This is a genomic window from Rhodanobacter sp. Soil772, assembly GCF_001428385.1.
Taxonomy (GTDB): Bacteria; Pseudomonadota; Gammaproteobacteria; order Xanthomonadales; family Rhodanobacteraceae; genus Rhodanobacter.
Map to the genome: position 1 here is coordinate 147,018 of NZ_LMSK01000002.1, position 18,277 is coordinate 165,294.

Consider the following 18,277-nt stretch of genomic DNA (forward strand, 5'->3'; position numbering starts at 1 on the left):
TCGGCCATTCCTGATTTATAAAGATCTTCGGGGTGAAACCAGCAGGTCGCCGAACATCAACCCCGCCACCAGCGACACCAGCAGGGTTATCAGCAACAGGCCGGTATCCACGCTCAGCGTGGTATCGCGTTCGAGCAGGAACGACACGCTGCGAAAGCCCACGCTGCCCGGCACCAGCAGCAGGATGCCCGGCTCGCGGATGACCGCACCCGGCCGGTGTGCGAAGCGCGCGTAGACGTTCGCCAGCGCGCCCAGCAGCAGGCCGCCCAGGAACACGCCCACCGGTGCGCTCGGCAGCGAGCCGGAGATCGCCCCGCCCCAGCGCGTGGCCTGGTAGCCCACCACCACCGCCACGATCACCACCGGCCAGTCGCGCCGGGCCGCGCGGAACAGGATCGCGAACGCCACCGCCGCGACCAGCAGGGCCGGGTAGTCGGTCCAGGTCGGCAGTGCCGGCAACGCGAAGTCGCGCGCGGTGATGCCCACCGCGGCACACAGCTGGGTTGCCGCGATGGTGCCGAAGGTGAGCTTGAGCAGGGTCGACATCGCGCCGCCCATGCGCGCCATGCCGGAAACCAGATGCTGGCTGGAAATCTCGCGCACGGCGGTGGTCAGCGACATGCCCGGCACCAGGATGATCAGGCTGGCCAGCACCACCGACTTGATCGCCAGCGGCACCACGAACGCGCTCACCACGATCGCCACGGTGGTCGCCACCAGCGCGCTGATCGCATCGCTGGCCACCGCCAATCGCGGCCGACTGCCCGCGAGCAGGGTGATGCAGCCGATGATCACGCCGATCACCCCGGCCACCACCAGGTCCACCCAGGAACTGTGCAGGAACAACGCCGCGATGCTGGCGGCGGACAAGCCGTAACTGGCGATCGAGCCGATCTTCTCGCGCCGCGTGTCCGGTCGGCCCAGTTCGCGCAGCCGGCGGAAGCCCTCGCGCAGATCCAGTTCGCCGGCAATCGCGCGGTCGGCGATGTCGTCGGCCTGGCACAACCGCTCCAGGTTCACCTCGCCCGGCGTCAGCCGCATCACCTGGGTGGTCTGCGCCACGCCTTCCTCGCCCTGGGTCGAGTCGGCGAAGGAAATGATGATCGCGGTAGGGCTGGACCAGACGTCGGCGGACAGCCCCAGCCGCAGCGCCGCACCGGCCACCGCCATTTCCAGCCGCGGCGCCGAAGTGCCGTACTGATGCAGCCGCCGCGCCAGTTCCAGCAGGAACGCGATACGCGTGGCCGACGCCGTGGTGGCGAACTGCTGCCGGCTGAGGGTGTCGCCCGCGCTCATGCCGCCGCGCGCACCTGCAGCGTGGTGCCTTCCACCGCGACCACCTCCACCGTGGTGCCCAGCGGCAGGTCCGGCCCGCTGACCAGCCACTGGCCGTCGCCCACGCGGGCTTTGCCGCGACCGTTGACGATCGGCTCGATCAGCTCGTAGCGCTGGCCGATCAACTGTTCGGCGCGACGGTTCAGCCGCTCGTCACCGGGCACGCGGCGCTCCAGCCTGGGCCGCAGCCAGCGCGCATAGCCCACGCAGGAGGCGAACGCGAGCAGGCCGAACAGCACCGCCTGCACCAGCAGGCCCAGCGTCGGATCGGCCCACAGCACCACGCCCATCGCGGCGGCACCCAGGCCGATCCACAACAGAAAATAGCCGGGCAGCAGCAACTCGCCGGCAATCAGCAGCAGCGCCAGGATCCACCACAGGTAATGCGTCGCAATCTGTTCAAGCATGAGGAGCTTCCGGGTTGGCGAGACTCCCCTCTCCCATTCATGGGAGAGGGGCCGGGGGAGAGGGTGCTTCGACGATCAGACGAATCTGCTCCAGCACCGCCTCCGTACGATTCAATACATCGTGGTTCCAGAAACGCAGCACGGTCAGTCCCTGCGCTGCCAGCCAGTGGTCACGCTGGCGATCATAGGTGACTTGATCGCCATGTTGTGCGCCATCGACTTCGATAACCAAGTGCTGCTCAAGGCAAATGAAATCGACGATATAGGGCCCAATCGGTTTTTGCCGCTTGAATTTCAATCCCAGGAAGCGGTGGGCGCGCAGGTGATACCACATGCGTTGTTCCGCAGGTGTCTGGGCACTGCGCATGACCTTGGCGTTTGCGAGGTTGTCCATGCCCTCTCTCCGGCTTCATGCCCTCTCCGCGGCTTCGTGCCCTCTCCCCAACCCCTCTCCTGCAAGCGGGAGAGGGGCACAAGATCAACGCAGCGGCGGCTGGATGGCGGCCGGCTTCTGCTGCTGGCCGAGCGATTCCTTGGCCAGCTCGGCGATGCCGGCCAGCGAGCCGAGGATGCCGGTGGCCTCGATCGGCAGCAGCAGCATCTTCTGGTTCGGCGACTTGGCCATTTCCTTCAGCGCCTCGACGTAGTTGTTGGCGACGAAGTAGTTCAGCGCGTTGACGTTGCCGTTGGCGATCGCGTCGGACACCATCGTGGTCGCCTTCGCTTCGGCCTCGGCCGAACGCTCGCGCGCCTCGGCGGTGCGGAACGCGGCCTCCTTCTCGCCTTCGGCGGCCAGGATCACCGACTGTTTCTCGCCCTCGGCCTTGAGGATCGCCGCCTGGCGAAAACCTTCGGCATCGAGGATGTTCGCGCGCTTCTCGCGCTCGGCCTTCATCTGCCGCGCCATCGCGTCGATCAAGTCGCGCGGCGGCGCGATGTCCTTGATCTCGATGCGGTTGACCTTGACGCCCCACGGGTGAGTCGCCTCGTCCACCACCTTGAGCAGCTTGGCGTTGATCGCATCGCGCTGGCTCAGGCTTTCGTCCAGGTCCATCGAGCCCAGCACGGTACGGATATTGGTCATCACCAGCGCCAGCGAGGCCTGCTCCAGGTTGGACACCTCATACGCCGCCTTGGACGCGTCCAGCACCTGGTAGAACACCACGCCGTCGACGCGCACCACCGCGTTGTCCTTGGTGATCACGTCCTGGCTGGGCACGTCCAGCACCTGCTCCATCATGTTGATCTTGCGGCCCACTGCCTGGTAGACCGGGATCAGGAAATGCAGCCCCGGACTCAGCGTGCGGGTGTACTTGCCGAACGTTTCCACCGTCCATTCGAAGCCCTGCGGCACGATGCGCACCAGCTTGGCCACGCCGATGATGACCACGGCCACGATAACCAACGCGAGTAGCTGTCCCATTGCCCACCCCATGTCCTGAAGAAGGCTTGAGTATAGGCGAGGCCGTGCCGCTTCGAGCGCTATCGGGCCGCCGTTTGCGGCAGGCGCAGGCTTACCCGCAGGCCACCGCCTTCGCGGTTGGCCAGCAGCACGCGGCCGCCGTGCGCCTCGGTGATCTCGCGCGCCAACGCCAGCCCCAGCCCGGTGCCGGAACGCTTGGTCGAATAGAACGGCAACAGCGCCTGCGCCAGCACCGTCTCGCTCATGCCGGGGCCGCGGTCGGCCACCTCGATGCGCAGTTCGTTGCCGACATCCAGGATCGACAGCGTGACCTCGTCGTCCGCCCCACCCGACTCGTGCGCGTTCTTGATCAGGTTGATCAGCACCTGCTCGATCTGCACCGCATCGAAATGCCCCGGCCGCGCCGGCACCGGCGCCGCCAGACGGTACTGGCAATGCAGCGCCAGTCCGTCGAGGAACGGCTTCCACTCGATGTCCGCCGGCTGCGGCGTGGGCAGCTTGGCGAAGCTGGCGTAGCCGGCGATGAAGCGGTGCAGGTGCAGCGCGCGTTCGCCGATGGTGGCGAACACGCCGGGCAGCCGCTCGATCTGGCCGCGACGGGCCAGTTCCGCGCCGGAGTGCGCCAGCGAAGTGATCGGCGCCAGCGAATTGTTGAGCTCGTGGCTGATCACCCGGATCACCCGCTTCCAGGTCGCCACTTCCTGCCGCGACAGCTCGCGCGTCATGCGCCGGAACAGGTGCAGCCGATGCGGCCGGCCCTGCAGCCGGAACGCGCGCTGCGACAGGTGGAAGGTTTCCTCGCCACCGTCCATCTCCACGCTGAGCAAGGCATCCTCGCCGCTGTCCACCGCCTTGCGCAGCGCTTCGGGCGCCTCGGCCAGCAACTCGGCGAAGTCCAGCCCGACCAGGCTGCGGCCTTCGTTGAACAAATGCCGCGAGGCGATGTTCGCGTAGGCCACCCGGCCGATCGCATCGGTCAGCACCAGCGCCACCGGGGTGTTCTGCACCACCGTGTCCAGCAGCAGCTCGCGCTGCACTAGGTGCTGGCGCTGCTCGCGCAAGGTGTGCCCCAGCGCGTTGTGCATGCGGATCAGCTCGCCCAGCTCGTCGCGCCGGTCGACCGCGATCGAGAAACTGAAATCGCCGTCGCGATAGCTGGCCACCGCGCCTTCCAGCGCGCGCAGCAGCCGGCTTACCGGCGCCATCACCCGGCCGGCCAGCCAGAACGCCAGCGGCAGCAGCACGACCACACTGGCCAGCAAGCCGCCGTAGACGCCCAGCTGCATCGGCGCGCGTATCGACAACGCCAGGTCCTTGCGCAGCCACACCAGCAACTGCGGCAGCGGCCACTGGGTGACGCCGGCGTAGATCAGCGCACCGGCCAGGCCGGCCACGGCCAGCAAGAAGGTCAGGCGCCCCTGCAGCGAATTCAGGCGACGCCACATCGGCTGTTCTCCTCGACGGGGAAACGCCGGCTCCGAGCCTGTGAAAAACTGCGCGTCCTGCGCAATTTTTCGGCCGCGAGTCCGGCGCATGGCCGGACTGAGAGGCTGGAAAAGTCACAGCCGCTCAATGGCACCTGGCATCCACCGGGGTCATCGCGCAGTCGAGCGGCGGCCGCCCGCCCAGCCAGGCGCGCTCGGTGCCCAACACCGCGGCGCGATCCATCGGACGCGGCGGCGGCTTGTTCAGCACGCCGCCCTCGCGGCCATCGCTGAACCTGAACGGGCTTTTCTTCGATTCCGCCAGCACTGTCGGCGAACCAAGTCGGTACTCGACCGGGCTGGCGGCAGCGGGCCGCAGCGCCCAGTCTTCGCGGGAACCTGATGGCACCTGCGCCAAAGCCGCACCGGCCGTCAGCCAGGCGGAAACAAGCATGATCCGGCGATATCGCATAACGCCTCCCCTGCTGGATGCATGCAGTCATCTTTCTACGCCTTCGGGGTCAAGGACAAGCATCGCCGTCACATATCGATCAAGCCGTGGTCGCCAGGCCGTAGCGCTCCATCCGCCGATACAGCGCCTGGCGCGACAGGCCCAGGCTTTGCGCCGCGCGGCTGACCACGCCATCGGCCTTGTGCAGCGCGGTCTCCACCGCCTCGCGGCTGGGTTCGTCGAGGTTGCGCGCGGCGGCCGTCGCCGCATGCTGCGGCAAGTTCAGCAGCTCCGGGGTGATCGGATGGCCGTCGGCCAGCAGTGCAGCGCGCTCGATCGCGTTCTTCAGCTCGCGCACGTTGCCCGGCCACGGGTAGCCCAGCAGCGTTTCGCGCGCGGCGTCGCCGAGTTCGGCACGGCCGTCCAGGAAGAATTCGGCCAGCGGCAGGATGTCGTCGTTACGCTCGCTCAGCGGCGGCAGGTTCACCTCGATCACGTTGAGCCGGTAGTACAGGTCTTCGCGGAACGTGCCGGCCTGGATCATCGCCTTGAGATCGGCATTCGTCGCCGACAGCACGCGCACCTTGGCCTGGCGCGTCTTCCCCGAGCCCAGGCGTTCGAACTGGCCGGTCTCCAGCACGCGCAGCAGTTTCATCTGGCCGGGCAGCGGCAGGTTGCCGATCTCGTCCAGGAACAGCGTGCCGCCGTCGGCCAGCTCGAAGCGGCCCTCGCGCGCCTTGTTCGCGCCGGTGTACGCGCCGGCCTCGGCGCCGAACAACTCGGCCTCGATCAGTTCGCCCGGCAGGGCGCCGCAGTTCACCGCCACGAACGGGCCGCGCTTCACCGCCGAGTTCGCATGCACGATCGCGGCAATGCGCTCCTTGCCGGTGCCATTCGGGCCGGTGATCAGCACCGGTACGTCGGAGCGGGCGATCTGGCAGGCCAGATTGAGCGTGCGCCCCATCGCCTCGGAAGCGAACACCAGCCCGTCCAGATCGTATTTGCTCTGCAACAGCTCGCGGCGCTGGCGACGCTCGCGCCGGCTGCGGGTGATTTCACGCGTGGACTCGGACAGTTCCAGCAGGTTCTCCACCGTGGCCAGCAGCTTGTTGTCGTCCCACGGCTTGGCCAGATAGTCGGCGGCACCGGCCTTGACCAGCTCCACCGCGGTTTCCAGGTGCGTCCACGCGGTGAGCAGGACCACCGGCAGGTCCGGATGCTGTTCGCGGATCGCCCGGAACAACGTCACACCCTCTTCGCCGGAGGTGGTGTCGGCGGTGAAGTTCATGTCCTGGATCACCACGTCGACCGCCTCGCGCTGCAGCAGCGCCAGCCCCTCGTCGGGCGTCAGCGCGGTGAGCGGGCGGATCTCGTTGAGCGAAAGCGCCAGCGACAGCGCCTCGCCCACGGCCGGGTTGTCGTCGATGATCAGGACCGTACGCATTTTTCTTCTGCACATGCGGACATGGATGCCGCTCCGACCTGAAAGGTTGCCATGACTATGGTCATGCGTATACCTGCAAGTCCATTTTTCATACCAACCTCGTCGCCACCACCGGCGGTACCGCCGCCGCGCGCAATGCGGGGCCGAGTACGGCGAGCTGGCCCAGCGACCACAACACCAGCGCGGCGACTGGCAGATAGGCCAACGGCAGGCGCGGCAATTCGTACTGCTTCATCAACAACAAATTCAGTGCGACGGCCAGCAGCAAGCCAAGCGCGATGCCGCCGCTGACGATCAGGAAATTCTCGGCCTGGAAGTAGCGCAGGATGTCGCGCCGGGTGGCGCCGATGGCACGGCGGATGCCGATCTGGTGCGTGCGCTGCTGCACCCAGAAACTGGATAGCCCGACCACGCCCAGCGCAGTCAGCGCCAGCAGGCAGCCGATCACCACCAGTAGCAGCCAGATCAGTGCACGGTCGTCGTGAAAGTAATCCGACACGGTTCGCGCGTAGCTGTTGCTGCCGGTGATGATGCGATCGTTGTCCACGCGATCGAGCACCGTTGGAATGTCACGCAGGATCGCGTCGCGGACGGACGGCTCCGTGCGCAACACATACATGCCACCTGGGATTGAGCGTACCGGCAACAACAGGTTGTCTTCGCTGTTGGCGCGGCCGGCCAGCGTCGGGTTGAGCAGGTGTGTCGTCACGCCAACGACGCGGGTAACGTACTTGCCCTTCTCGCCCATGAAGATCGGCTGGCCCAATGCACTCTGACCCGGCCACAGGCGGTCGGCCAGGGTACGCGTGACGATCACCGCCGAAGGCGGCGCCTGATTCGCGGAAGGGCTGTAATCGGCATATTCCTGCGGCAGGAAGTCGCGCCCCTGTTCCAGCCTGATGCCCAACCCGCCGACGATGCCCGGCGTACCGAGGTACATCGCGATGTTGTTGAACGTGGCCTTGGGCAAGCCGGGCTGGACCGAGATGCCGCTGCGCCACATGGAGGCATTCAGCAGCGGCAACGAATTGACCTTGAGCGCCGCCGTGACGCCCGGCATGCCGCGCAACGCAGCCAGATCGGCCTGCTCCAGGCTCATCGCACTGCCCGGGGTGCCGCCCTCGCGCAGGCTGTTGCTGCTGACCCAGACCAGACCGTTGTCGGCAACCCCCGTGCTCAGCTGCATATTCGAAAGACGGTCGCCGATCAGGAACAACGCGTTGCTGACGATGGCGCAGGTCAGCGCGATCTCCAGCACCACCAGGGCCACGGTGGTCTTGTGATGCTTCAGTGCGGAAAGGATGGGATGCATGATCGTCGCCTTCACTGGATCTTCAACGCGCGCGCCGGCGGCAGCCGGCAGGCGCGCCACGCCGGGAACATGGCGGCAAGTACGGTGGTGCACAGCGCCAGTGCGAAAGTCGCGTACAACATCGGGGCGTCCAGATGCGCCAGGCCCGCGTACTGCGCCGGCTGCTGTCGAACCACCCACAAGCCGAACAGCGCAAGCAGCACGCCGACCACGCCACCGCACAAGCCCACCAGCGTTGCCTCGGCCAGCAACTGCGCAAAGATCGAACGCATCGATGCGCCCATCGCGCGGCGCACGCCCATCTCACCGCCGCGCCGCAGGAATTTCACCAGCAGCAGCGCCACCGTGTTGACCAGACACACCAGCAGAAACCCCAGCGCCAGCAGCGTCTGCAGCTGCACGCTCCCCGGCACCACCTTGTTGTAGTCCAGCCAGCCCATGAGGTTATGCAGGCGCGTATTGGGCGGCCGCACGAAACGCCCCAGCATCTTTTGCTGCTGCGAGTAACTCACCAGAAATTCGCGATAGGCCTGCTGCTGCGCCGGCGTGTCCAGTTGGACCCAGAACTGCAACCAGGAACACGGGGCCGTCTTGCGGTCCAGGTGGTCGAACGACATATATCCCCAGCATTCCAGGCTGCCGCCGATCCCTTGATGCAGTGCCAATGCGGTGGATAGCGGCATGAACACCTGCTCGCCGTCCTGGTAACCACCCGAGGTCAGGTCGTAGAAATGCGGTATCGGACTCCATGGTTTGATCACCCCGACAATACGGAAGTCGTTTTGACCCAGACGCAGTATTTTCCCGACGGCCTGCCGTTCGCCGTACAACTTGTCGGCCAGCGTTTTGGCGATCACGATCACCCGCGCCTGTTTGTCGTCGTCCTCCGCCGACCATCCACCACCTTGTGCGAACGGGACATCGAACATGGCAAAGAAATCTGCCGTGGTGAAACGCGCATCGGAGTAGAAGGCTCGCTTGCCTCCCTGCACCGGCCGCACCGTCACCTGACCGCCCGACATCGCAGCCTGGTGCACGCCTTTGCGTGCGTGCAGCAGATTCATTGCGTCGATCCAGGCCATCTGCCCCGGAGGGTCTTCACCTTGGCCATAGTCCTCCATACCCCGCGGATCGAGTTGCGGATAGAACAACTGCGCGCTGCGTCCCGGCAGCGGATCGCCCGACATCACATGCAGCACGGTGATCATCGTCATGCTCGCACCGATGCCCAGCCCGATCGCCAGCACCATCAGCGCGGTGAGCACCGGGTTGCACCTGAGGCTGCGCCATGCAAGATCAAAGTAATAGCCGAACATTCCGTGTATCCCCTTCAACCATGGAAATCATCCGTTCCTGCCGATATCTCCGCTCATCACACCGATCTTGTCGCCACCACCGGCGGTACTGCTGCGGCGCGCAGCGCAGGGCCGAGTACGGCGAGCTGGCCCAATGCCCACAGCAGCAGCGCGCCGATCGGCAAGTAGTACAACGGCAATCGCGGCAATTCGTAGTGCGTCATCAACGCGAGATTCAGCGCAAACGCCAGCAGCATGCCGAGCACGATGCCGAACGTGACGATCAGGAAATTCTCGGTCTGGAAGTAGCGCAGGATGTCGCCGCGGGTAGCGCCGAGCGCGCGGCGGATACCGATCTGGCGGCGTCGCTGCTGCACCCAGAAACTGGCGAGGCCGACGATGCCGAGTGCGGTGACCAGCAGCAGGGCGGTGATTACGCCGACAAGGATGCCGGCCATGACACGATCCTGTCGAAAATAATTTTCGCGCAGGGTGCCGATGGTCTGACTTGCCTTGCTGTCGAGCACCGCGTCGGGCGCAATGGTGGCCATCGCGCCCCGCGCGTCGCGCAGCACCCGCGGCAATTGCGCGGGATCGGCGCGTAGCAGGTATACGGCTGCAAGCTGGGCGCCCGGCTGCGCCGGCACGTACACCGACCATTCGATCGTGCTCGGGCCGCCCTCGCCACCGTAGGGACGCGCCAGGTGCGCCAGCACGCCGGCCACCCGAAAGTGGAATTTGCCAGTCCAGAATTCCTTGCCGAGCGGATCGGCGCCCGGCCACAGATGCTCGGCTAGCGCACGGGTCACCCACACCGCGGAGTCATCTGGCACGAAAAAATCGACGGGTTGGTAATCGCCAGGCTGCGGCACGCGGCCAGCGACCACCTGCACGCCAAGCGCCTTGAAGCTGCCCGGGCCGCCGACAAAGAAATCCACCACGCCGCCGAAGTGCTTGCCGTCGGGATCGGTGGTGATACCGGCCGTACCGGCGTGGTCGCCGAAAGGCACCTGATTGATCGCGCTGATCGACTGCACGCCAGGAAGCTTGGCGAGGCCGTCGAGTACGCGCGCGTTGAGGTCGACGCCCCTCGTTGGGTCATAGCCGGTCAGTTTCAGGGCAGCCAGTGCGTTCTCGTCGACGCCGCTGACGACCTGGGTCTGCTGCACGCGGTTGACGATCAGGAAACAGGCATTGCACAGCACCGCGCAAGCCAGTGCGATCTCCAACGTGATCAATATGGTGGCGAGGCGATGCTTGCGCAGTGCGGCGAGGATGGGCTGGATCTGCATGGCGTTCCCCTCAGAGTGTCTTCAGCTGCAGGCTGGGCGTCATGCGGCTGGCGCGTAGCGCCGGCAGCACGCCGGCCAGCAAGCTGGCGGCAATGGCCAGTGCGAACGTGGCAAGGAACATCGTCGTATCCAAATGCACCAGATCGGCATATTCGATCGGCTGGCTGCGTACCAACCACAGGCCGAACAGGGTCAGCAGCAGACCGCCGGCGCCGCCAAGCAGACCGATCAGGCCGGCTTCGACCAGGCATTGCGCAAACACCGCCGCCCGACTCGCACCGAGTGCACGGCGCACGCCGATCTCGCCAGCACGGCGCAGGAACTTCGCCAGCAACAGGCCCACCGTGTTGAACAGGCAGATCAGCAGGAAGGCAAACGCCAGCCACGTCTGCAGGCGCACATCGCTGGGCACCACCTGATTGAAGTCAAGCCACCCCATCAGACTGCGCAACTGCGTGTTGTCGGCATGCACGAAGCGACCCAAGGCTTTTTGCTGGGTAGCATAGTCGGCCACGAAGCGCCGATAGCTGCCGACCTTTGCCGCGCTGTCCAGCTGCACCCACAACGCCACCCATACGCAGGGCGAGTTCTGCAAGTGCACCGGGTCGCCCGGCATGCTCCAACAGGTGAACGGCTGGAAGCCGCCGGCATTGATTTCCAGCGAACTCTGAAACGGCACGAAGACATCCTCCGGCCGGCTGTAAAAGCCCGCCGTATCACCGTTGGAGAAGCGTCCACCCGCCACGTCGTAGAACTGTGGCGATGGCCACCACGGCGCCAGCACGCCAATGATGCGCACATCCGCATCCTTCAGTCGCAGCGTGCGACCCACGCTGTCGGCACCATTGAACAGCTTGTTGTTGAGATCCGACGAGATCACCGCGACCCTTGCACGGTTCTCGTCGTCCTGCGCCGTCCACCCGCCGCCATAGCGGAACGGCACGTCGAACATCGGAAAGAAATCGCTGGTGGTCGACAGCATCTGCGCCATTAGCGGCGGCAGATTCACCTGTGGTGCGGTCAACCGCAGCTGGCTACTGGTGACCATCGCCTGACGATCCGCGCGGTGCGCGTTCCACAGGTCCAGCGCCGAACGGTAATCCATCACATCGTAGGGCTGATGGCTGGCAGTCGGGCTCGGATCCGGATCAACTTGCGGATAGAACAGCGTGCCGCTGCGGGTCGGTACCGGGTCGCCGGACAGCAGGTGCATCACCGTCAAGGTGGTCATGCTGGCGCCGATACCCACTGCGATGGCGATCACCATCAACGCGGTCAGCACCTTGTTACGCCTGAGGCTGCGCCATGCGAGATCAATGTAATAGCCGAACATTGCATCACTCCGTGAATTGGAAAACGCCCTCTCCCAGGCGCTGCCGTGGGAGAGGGCTTCAAGCAATCACACCGACCTCGTCGCCACGACCGGCGGCACCGCCGCGGCGCGCAGCGCCGGACCGAGTACCGCCACCTGCCCGATCAGCCACAGCACGATGGCGCCGACCGGGAAATAGACGGCTGGCAGTCGTGGCAACTCGTAGTGCAGCATCAGGAACAGGTTGATGCCGTAGGCCAGCACCATACCGAGCGCGATGCCGATCGTGGCGAGCAGGAAGTTCTCGGTCTGGAAGTAGTTGAGGATGTTGCGGCGGGTCGCGCCCAGCGCGCGTCGCACGCCTATGGTGCGGCGGCGTTGCGCGACCCAGAAGCTGGCCAGGCCGACGATGCCCAGCGCGGTGACAATCAACAGCGCGGCGATCACGCCGACCAGCATGCCGGCCATCGCGCGGTCGTCCTGGAAGAACTTCCGGCGCACTTCGTCGAAGCTGCGCTGGGTGGTCACCACACGCTGCGGGTCGGCCTTCTTCAGTGCAGCCAGCGCAGCGGCCATTACGCTCGCGCGATCTTCCGGTCGGGTGCGGATCAGATAACTCTGGTCCTTGTTCGCCCCCATGCGCAGCGGCACGACCATGGTGTACTGCGCCTTGGCCGCGTCGTAGGCATTCGCCCGCGCCAGGCTGTCCAGCACGCCGACCACGCGCAGGCCCACTTCGGGCGCAAGGTAGATGATGCGCCCCAGCGGGTTCTGTCCCGGCCACAGCCGTTCGGCCAGGGTCCGGGTGATCAGCGTCACGTGCGGCAGGCCCTTGCTATCGCCGGTACCGAGCGCCTTCATCGCCGTATCCACGTCGACAAAATCATCCGGCTGCAGGTCGCGCCCGGACACCAGCCGCGTGCCCAGCGTCTGCGCCAGGTTTTCGCCGAAGTAGGTGCCGGCGTTGAGCGTGCGTTCGCGCTGCGTCGGGTCGAGCATGATGTTGCCGTTCGACGACGAGCTGCCAAACGGCACCTGGTTGGAGGAAGCCACCGAGAGCACGCCAGGCACCTGCCTGAGCACCGCGAGATCCTCCGCGAGGCGGGTGTACGGATTGGACGGCGGCATCACGTCGGCCACCTGGATCTGCAGCAGCTCGTGCTCGGCCACGCCGCTGGGCATGTCCATGCGCTGCAAGCGCTGGCCGATCAGGAATACGGCGTTGCAGACGATCGCGCAGGTCAGCGCGATTTCCAGGATCAGCAGCCAGGACGTGAGCTTGTGCCTGCGCAGCGTGGAAAGGATCGGAAGAATGTCCATGCTCACCTCAGTTGCTCTTCAGTTGCAGGGCAGGCGTGACCTGGCAGGCGCGCCAAGCTGGCAGCAGGCCGGCCAGCAAGGTGGCGCACAGCGCCAGTACGAACGTGGTGAACAGCATGCTCAGGTCCAGATGTGCCAGCGCGGCGTAAGCGGAAGGCCGCTGGCGCACCAACCACAGTCCGAACATCGCCAGCAGCAGGCCACCGATGCCGCCAACCAGACCGATCACCCCGGATTCGATCAACAGCTGCGCGAACAGTGCGCGCCGCGACGCACCCAGCGCACGGCGTACGCCGAGCTCAGCGGCGCGGCGCATGAACTTGGCCAGCATCAGCCCCACTGTGTTGACCAGACACACCAGCAGGAAACCGAACGCCAGAGCGGTCTGCAGGCGCACGTCATCGGGCACCACCATCTGGTAGTCGAGCCACTGCATCACGTTGCGCAGGCGTACGTTCGGCGCGCGCTGGAAGCGGCCCAACGCCTTCTGGTCCTGCGAGTAGTGCACCAGGAACTCCTTGTACGCGGCTGCTTTCGCAGGGCTGTCCAGTTGCACCCAGAACTGCAGCCACACGCAGTCGTTCGAAGGCAAGATGTTGCCGACGCCGCCACCGCCATTGCCCCAGCAGTCGCTGGAGCCGTTGCGATCCAGCCGCAGCTCCAGCATGGTCTGCAGCGGCAGGAACACTTGCTCGCCATAGGCGTAGGAGCCCGTGTTCAGATCATAGAAGTGCGGGTTCGGCTGCCAGCTGTCCAGCACGCCCACGACGCGGAAGGAGGTCCCTGCCATGCGCAGCGTGCGGCCCACGCTGTTGGCTCCGCCGAACAACTTGTCGTTGAGCGACCTCGCGATCACCACCTCGCGCGCCTTGGCCTCGCCGTCCGCCGCGGTCCAGCCGTGGCCGTACAGAAATGGTGCGTCGAACATCGCGAAGAAGTCCGCCGTGGTGTAACGCGCCTCCACATAAAAGGGGTCGAGCGAGGACTGTTCGGGTTGGACCGGCACCGAGCCACCGCTCATCAGCGCCTGGTGGTCGGCGCGTCCGGCGCGCAGCAGATTCAGGCCGTCGATCAAGGTGACCTGCTCCGGCGGCTCCTTGCTCGGGTCCATGCCCCTGATGTCCTGCGGATCGATTTGCGGGTAGTACAGCTGCCCACTCTTGCCAGGCAGCGGGTCGCCGGACAGCACGTGCAGCACCGTGAGCGTGGTCATGCTGGCGCCGATGCCCAGCGCGATCGCCAGCACCATCAACACGGTGAGCGCCTTGTTGCGTTTCAGGCTGCGTAGGGCAAGGTCGAGGTAGTAGCCGAACATTGCACGACTCCATGAGGTTTCAAGCTCCCTCTCCCTCAACGAATGTTGGGGAGAGGGCTTCCTGCATCACGCTGCCCGCGTCGCCACCACCGGCGGCACGTTGGAGGCGCGCCGTGCCGGCACGAATACCGCGGCCTGGCCGATCGCCAGCATCGCCAGCACGCCGGTCAGCACGTATGGCAGCGGGATGCGGGTCATCTCGTAGTGGCTCATCAGCCACAGGTTCAGGCCCAGCGCCAGCAGCACGCCGATCGCCACGCCGACGCCGACGATCAGCAGGTTCTCGATCTGGAAGTAGTGCAGGATGTCGACCTTGCGTGCACCCAGCGCGCGCCGCACGCCGATCTGCCGATGCCGCTGGCCGACCCAGAAGCTGGTCAGGCCGACGATGCCGGCGGCGGTGACGCAGAGCAGGATCAAGCAGATCACGCCCATCAGGATCGCCATGCCCACGTCGGCCCGATAGGCCCGGGCGCGGATGTCGGAGAACGGTTTCACGCTGTCGTCGTCGAGTACGCGCATCGGGTTCACCTTGTACAGCGTGGGCGCCACCGCGCGCATCGCGGCGTCCAGCCGGCCAGGCTTCGTGCGCACGGCATAGCGTGCGAAGTTCGCGTCCAGCCGGGTCGGGATCAGCGTCGAGTACCAAGCAAAGTCGTTGCCCTGGCTGCTGGTGGAGGGAATCTGCAGGCGTGCCACCACGCCGATGATGGTGGTGGGCGCATTGCTGCCGTCGGTGTACATCACCTTGCCGACCGCATCGCCCTTCGGGAACAGCTTGTCCGCCAGTTGCCGGGTGATGATCGCGATCGGACGGTCGCGCTGGTCGCGGAAACCCTGGTGCTGCACGTCGCCGGCATTGAAGGCGCGGCCGGCCACCAGGCGTACTCCCAACGTGGACAGCATCTGCTCGTCGGTGAAGTAGTACGCCGTACGGGTATTGTCCTTGCCGCTCAGCTGGGCGCCCGGCTTGTGCGAAACCGAACCGGTCCAGGAGGAGTTGAGCAGCGGCAGCGAGTTGATCGGCGCCACCGAAGCCACGTCCGGCAGCTGGCGCAGTGCAGCCAGATCCTCACGCTGCATGGTGTCCAGTTTTTCCACGCCGTCGGCGCTGTCGGCGTTGGGAGCGCCCACCCATTGCTGGCTGACCAGGAACAGGTTGCTCTCGTCCAGCCCGGTGATCCGGTTCACCCGGTCGATGCGCTGGCCGATGATGAAGACCGCATTGCACACGATCGCCAGCGTCAGCGCGATCTGCAGCGCGATCAGTACGGTGCCGGCCTTGTGCTTGCGCAATGCCGCGAGGATGGGATGCAGTTTCATGCTCATGTTCCTCAATTGCTCTTCAACTGCCACGCCGGCTGCACGCGCGAGGCACGGAAAGTGGGATACAAGCCGGCCAGCATCGTGGCGACCACGGCCACCAGCAGGGTGAGCAGCAGCAGCGACACGTCCACCCGCGCCAGCGCGGCGATGTCCCTGGGCAGCACCCAGCCCACGCTGGCCACCCCCGCACCAGTGAGCAACAGGCCCAGCACGCCGCCCGCCAGGCCGACGATGCCGGCCTCGGTAAGGAACTGCGCGTAGATCGCGGCACGCTGCGCGCCCAGTGCGCGGCGTACGCCGATCTCGCCGCTGCGGCGCAGGAACTTCGCCAGCAGCAGGCCCACCGTGTTCACCAGGCACACCAGCAGCAGCCCCAGCGCCACCAGCAGCGAGACCTTGGTATCGCTGGGCACCACGTGCTGGTTGTCCAGCCACTGCGGCAGGTTGCGCAGGCGGCTGTTCGGCGCCCAGCGGAAACGCCCGGCCTGCTGCTGCTCGCGCGCATAGTCGTTGAGGTAATTGCGGTAGGCAGTTGCCGCCGCCGCACCGTCCAGCTCGGCCATGTAGGCAATCCAGACGCACTCGGAATGCTGCAGGCCGACGAAACCCGATTCCTCCGGCACCGCGTTGCAATTCGTGTTGCCGTCATTCGGCATGGACGTCTGGATGGCGGTGAGGAACGGCAGGAACACGTCGTCGCCGGTGGTGGAGAAGCCGCCGGTGTTGACCACGTCGTAGAAGCGCGGCTGCGGGTTCCAGTCATCGAGCACGCCGACCACGCGATAATCCTTGCCCTCGATGTTGACGGTCTTGCCCACGCTGCTGGCGCCGCCGAACAGCTTCTGGTTGAGCTTGCCGCTGATCACTACCACCGTCGCGCGATTGGTGTCGTCGCTTGCGCTCCAGCCGCTGCCGTACTTGAACGGCACATCCAGCATCGGGAAGAACTCGCCGTATACCGCGTGGCCGCTGACGTTGAGCGGGTGCTTGCCGACTTCCGCCGGCACCACCGACGGCGAGATCTGGTACATCGCCGATTGCCGCTTCGCGCGATGGTCGCGCATCAGCGCCATCGCGTCGGTGTAGCCCATCGCGTTCGGCGGCTCGCCGTCGCTGCTGCGGCCGTTCGGGCCCCAGTTGTCGATCTGCGGCACGAACAGCTGCGACGATTTCCACGGGATCGGGTCGCCCGACACCGCGCGGAACACCGACCAGGTCGTCATCGACGCGGCCACGCCGAAGCCGATCGCCAGCACCATCAGCGCGGTCAGGCCGGGACTGCGCCTGAGGCTGCGCAACGCCAATTCGAGGTAATAGCTGAACATGCCGAATGCTCCAGGAGTTGAGCTCCTCCCCCCGCAGGCAGGGGGAGGAGAAAAATCACACCGAACGTGTCGCCTCCACCGGCGACACGCGTGAAGCGCGCAGCGCAGGCCCCAGTACCGCACCCTGGCCAAGCAGCAGCAGGGCGACCACGCCGGTCATCACATAGGCCAGCGACAATCGCGCCATTTCGAACTGGGTGACCATCCACAGGTTGATGCCAATCGCCAGCACCGTTCCCACCAGTACCCCGCCGAGGCCGATCAGCAGGTTCTCGGTGAGGAAATAACCGAGGATGTCGCGCCGCGTGGCGCCCAGCGCGCGGCGCACGCCGATCTGCTTGCGCCGCTGGCCGACCCAGAAGCTGGTCAAGCCGACGATGCCGGCGGCGGTGATCGCCAGCAGCACCACGCTGATGAGGCCCATCAGGATCGCCATGCCGAGGTCGCTGTCATAGATGCGCCGACGCACCTCGGCGAAGCTCAGCGTGCCGTGTTCCGGGTCGATGATGCGCATGCGGTCTTCCGCATACAGCGCCTTCGGCGCCTCACGCATGGCGGCAGCCAGCTGGCCCGGTTTGGCGCGAACTATGTAGTACAGCCCCTGTGACGAAACCGGGCGCATCGGCCACAACATGGACTGGTAGGCATATGGCCTCGTCCAGCCACCAACGTTCTGCCTTTGCAGGCGATCGACGATGCCGATGATGGTGCTCGGCGTGTTGCTCATCATGTAGATCGGCTTGCCCAGGGCCTCCCCGCGCGGAAACAGGCGGTCGGCCAGGGTCCTGCTCACGATGACCACGGGGGGAACAGTGAAATCACGCGAGCCCATCTTGCCGATTTCGTCGGCGCGGAAGTTGCGACCAGCGACCAGCTTCACTCCCAGCGTATCGAGCAGCTGTTCATCACCTGCATACATCGCCGGATCGGCAATCCACTGGGTCTGATCCGGCGCGAGCATGACCGGTACGTCGTCGCCGTCGCCGCATAGCGGGCACGAACTGGCTGGAGCCGCATTGCGCACACTTGGCAATTGCCGCAGCGCGGCAAGATCAGTTCGGACCTGGGCATCGAACTGCATCGTGGCTGCCTGGTCTGCCCATCCGTTGTAGATCACGAACAGGCTGGCTTCATCCACACCGCTTGGCTCGGACAAGTGCACAAGTCGCTGCCGGATGATGAACAGCGCGTTGCACACGATCGCCAGGGTCAGTGCAATTTGCAGCGCGACCAGTATGGTGCCGGCCTTGTGGTGACGCAGCGCGGCGAGAATGGGCTTGATCTGCATCGCCGTCG

General features: G+C 65.8%; 16 protein-coding genes. All 16 read right to left on the reverse strand.

From position 1 onward, the window contains the following. Positions 1-15: 15 nt before the first annotated feature. The 16 genes from ASG75_RS07430 to ASG75_RS07505 all read right to left on the reverse strand — a co-directional run bounded on the left by ASG75_RS07430 (position 16) and on the right by ASG75_RS07505 (position 18,269). Positions 16-1,296, reverse strand: a complete 1,281-nt coding sequence (locus ASG75_RS07430; protein WP_056387336.1) for a threonine/serine exporter family protein — start codon at positions 1,294-1,296, stop codon at positions 16-18. Continuing rightward, positions 1,293-1,742: an NfeD family protein gene (locus tag ASG75_RS07435; RefSeq protein WP_056387339.1), complete on the reverse strand. Its 450-nt coding sequence runs from the start codon at positions 1,740-1,742 to the stop codon at positions 1,293-1,295. The genes ASG75_RS07430 and ASG75_RS07435 overlap by 4 nt, the downstream gene beginning before the upstream one ends. 37 nt (positions 1,743-1,779) lie before the next feature. Further along, the gene (locus ASG75_RS07440) at positions 1,780-2,136 is read right to left on the reverse strand and encodes an endonuclease domain-containing protein (RefSeq protein WP_056387342.1); all 357 of its coding nucleotides are present in this window, start codon (positions 2,134-2,136) and stop codon (positions 1,780-1,782) included. Positions 2,137-2,220: 84 nt separating this feature from the next. Continuing rightward, positions 2,221-3,165 (reverse strand): SPFH domain-containing protein, encoded by a 945-nt coding sequence (locus ASG75_RS07445; RefSeq protein ID WP_056387346.1) that lies wholly within the window; start codon positions 3,163-3,165, stop codon positions 2,221-2,223. 59 nt (positions 3,166-3,224) lie between these two features. Then, positions 3,225-4,610, reverse strand: a complete 1,386-nt coding sequence (locus tag ASG75_RS07450) for an ATP-binding protein (protein WP_056387348.1) — start codon at positions 4,608-4,610, stop codon at positions 3,225-3,227. A gap of 124 nt (positions 4,611-4,734) precedes the next feature. Further along, positions 4,735-5,043: a hypothetical protein gene (locus ASG75_RS07455; RefSeq protein ID WP_235580169.1), complete on the reverse strand. Its 309-nt coding sequence runs from the start codon at positions 5,041-5,043 to the stop codon at positions 4,735-4,737. Between the two features lie 97 nt (positions 5,044-5,140). Next, the gene (locus ASG75_RS07460; RefSeq protein ID WP_056387354.1) at positions 5,141-6,484 is read right to left on the reverse strand and encodes a sigma-54 dependent transcriptional regulator; all 1,344 of its coding nucleotides are present in this window, start codon (positions 6,482-6,484) and stop codon (positions 5,141-5,143) included. An 88-nt stretch (positions 6,485-6,572) separates the two neighbouring features. After that, positions 6,573-7,796 carry an FtsX-like permease family protein gene (locus ASG75_RS07465; protein ID WP_056389128.1) on the reverse strand — a complete coding sequence of 408 codons (1,224 nt, stop codon included), beginning with the start codon at positions 7,794-7,796 and terminating at the stop codon, positions 6,573-6,575. 11 nt (positions 7,797-7,807) lie between these two features. Continuing rightward, the gene (locus ASG75_RS07470) at positions 7,808-9,112 is read right to left on the reverse strand and encodes an ABC transporter permease (RefSeq protein WP_056387357.1); all 1,305 of its coding nucleotides are present in this window, start codon (positions 9,110-9,112) and stop codon (positions 7,808-7,810) included. A gap of 56 nt (positions 9,113-9,168) precedes the next feature. Next, positions 9,169-10,383, reverse strand: a complete 1,215-nt coding sequence (locus ASG75_RS07475) for an FtsX-like permease family protein (RefSeq protein WP_056387361.1) — start codon at positions 10,381-10,383, stop codon at positions 9,169-9,171. Positions 10,384-10,393: 10 nt separating this feature from the next. Beyond that, a complete protein-coding gene (locus ASG75_RS07480) occupies positions 10,394-11,716 on the reverse strand; it encodes an ABC transporter permease (RefSeq protein ID WP_056387365.1) in 1,323 nt (440 codons plus the stop codon). Positions 11,717-11,782: 66 nt separating this feature from the next. Beyond that, complete coding sequence (locus tag ASG75_RS07485; protein ID WP_056387368.1) at positions 11,783-13,015, reverse strand: FtsX-like permease family protein; 1,233 nt, start codon at positions 13,013-13,015, stop codon at positions 11,783-11,785. 7 nt (positions 13,016-13,022) lie between these two features. After that, complete coding sequence (locus tag ASG75_RS07490; RefSeq protein ID WP_056387369.1) at positions 13,023-14,330, reverse strand: ABC transporter permease; 1,308 nt, start codon at positions 14,328-14,330, stop codon at positions 13,023-13,025. A gap of 66 nt (positions 14,331-14,396) precedes the next feature. Further along, on the reverse strand, positions 14,397-15,653 hold the full coding sequence (locus tag ASG75_RS07495; RefSeq protein ID WP_056389131.1) for an ABC transporter permease: 1,257 nt from the start codon (positions 15,651-15,653) through the stop codon (positions 14,397-14,399). 11 nt (positions 15,654-15,664) lie between these two features. After that, entirely contained in the window at positions 15,665-16,981 is a 1,317-nt protein-coding gene (locus tag ASG75_RS07500; RefSeq protein ID WP_056387372.1) for an ABC transporter permease, read from the reverse strand. 55 nt (positions 16,982-17,036) lie between these two features. Further along, positions 17,037-18,269: an FtsX-like permease family protein gene (locus tag ASG75_RS07505; protein ID WP_056387375.1), complete on the reverse strand. Its 1,233-nt coding sequence runs from the start codon at positions 18,267-18,269 to the stop codon at positions 17,037-17,039. Positions 18,270-18,277 lie beyond the last annotated feature (8 nt).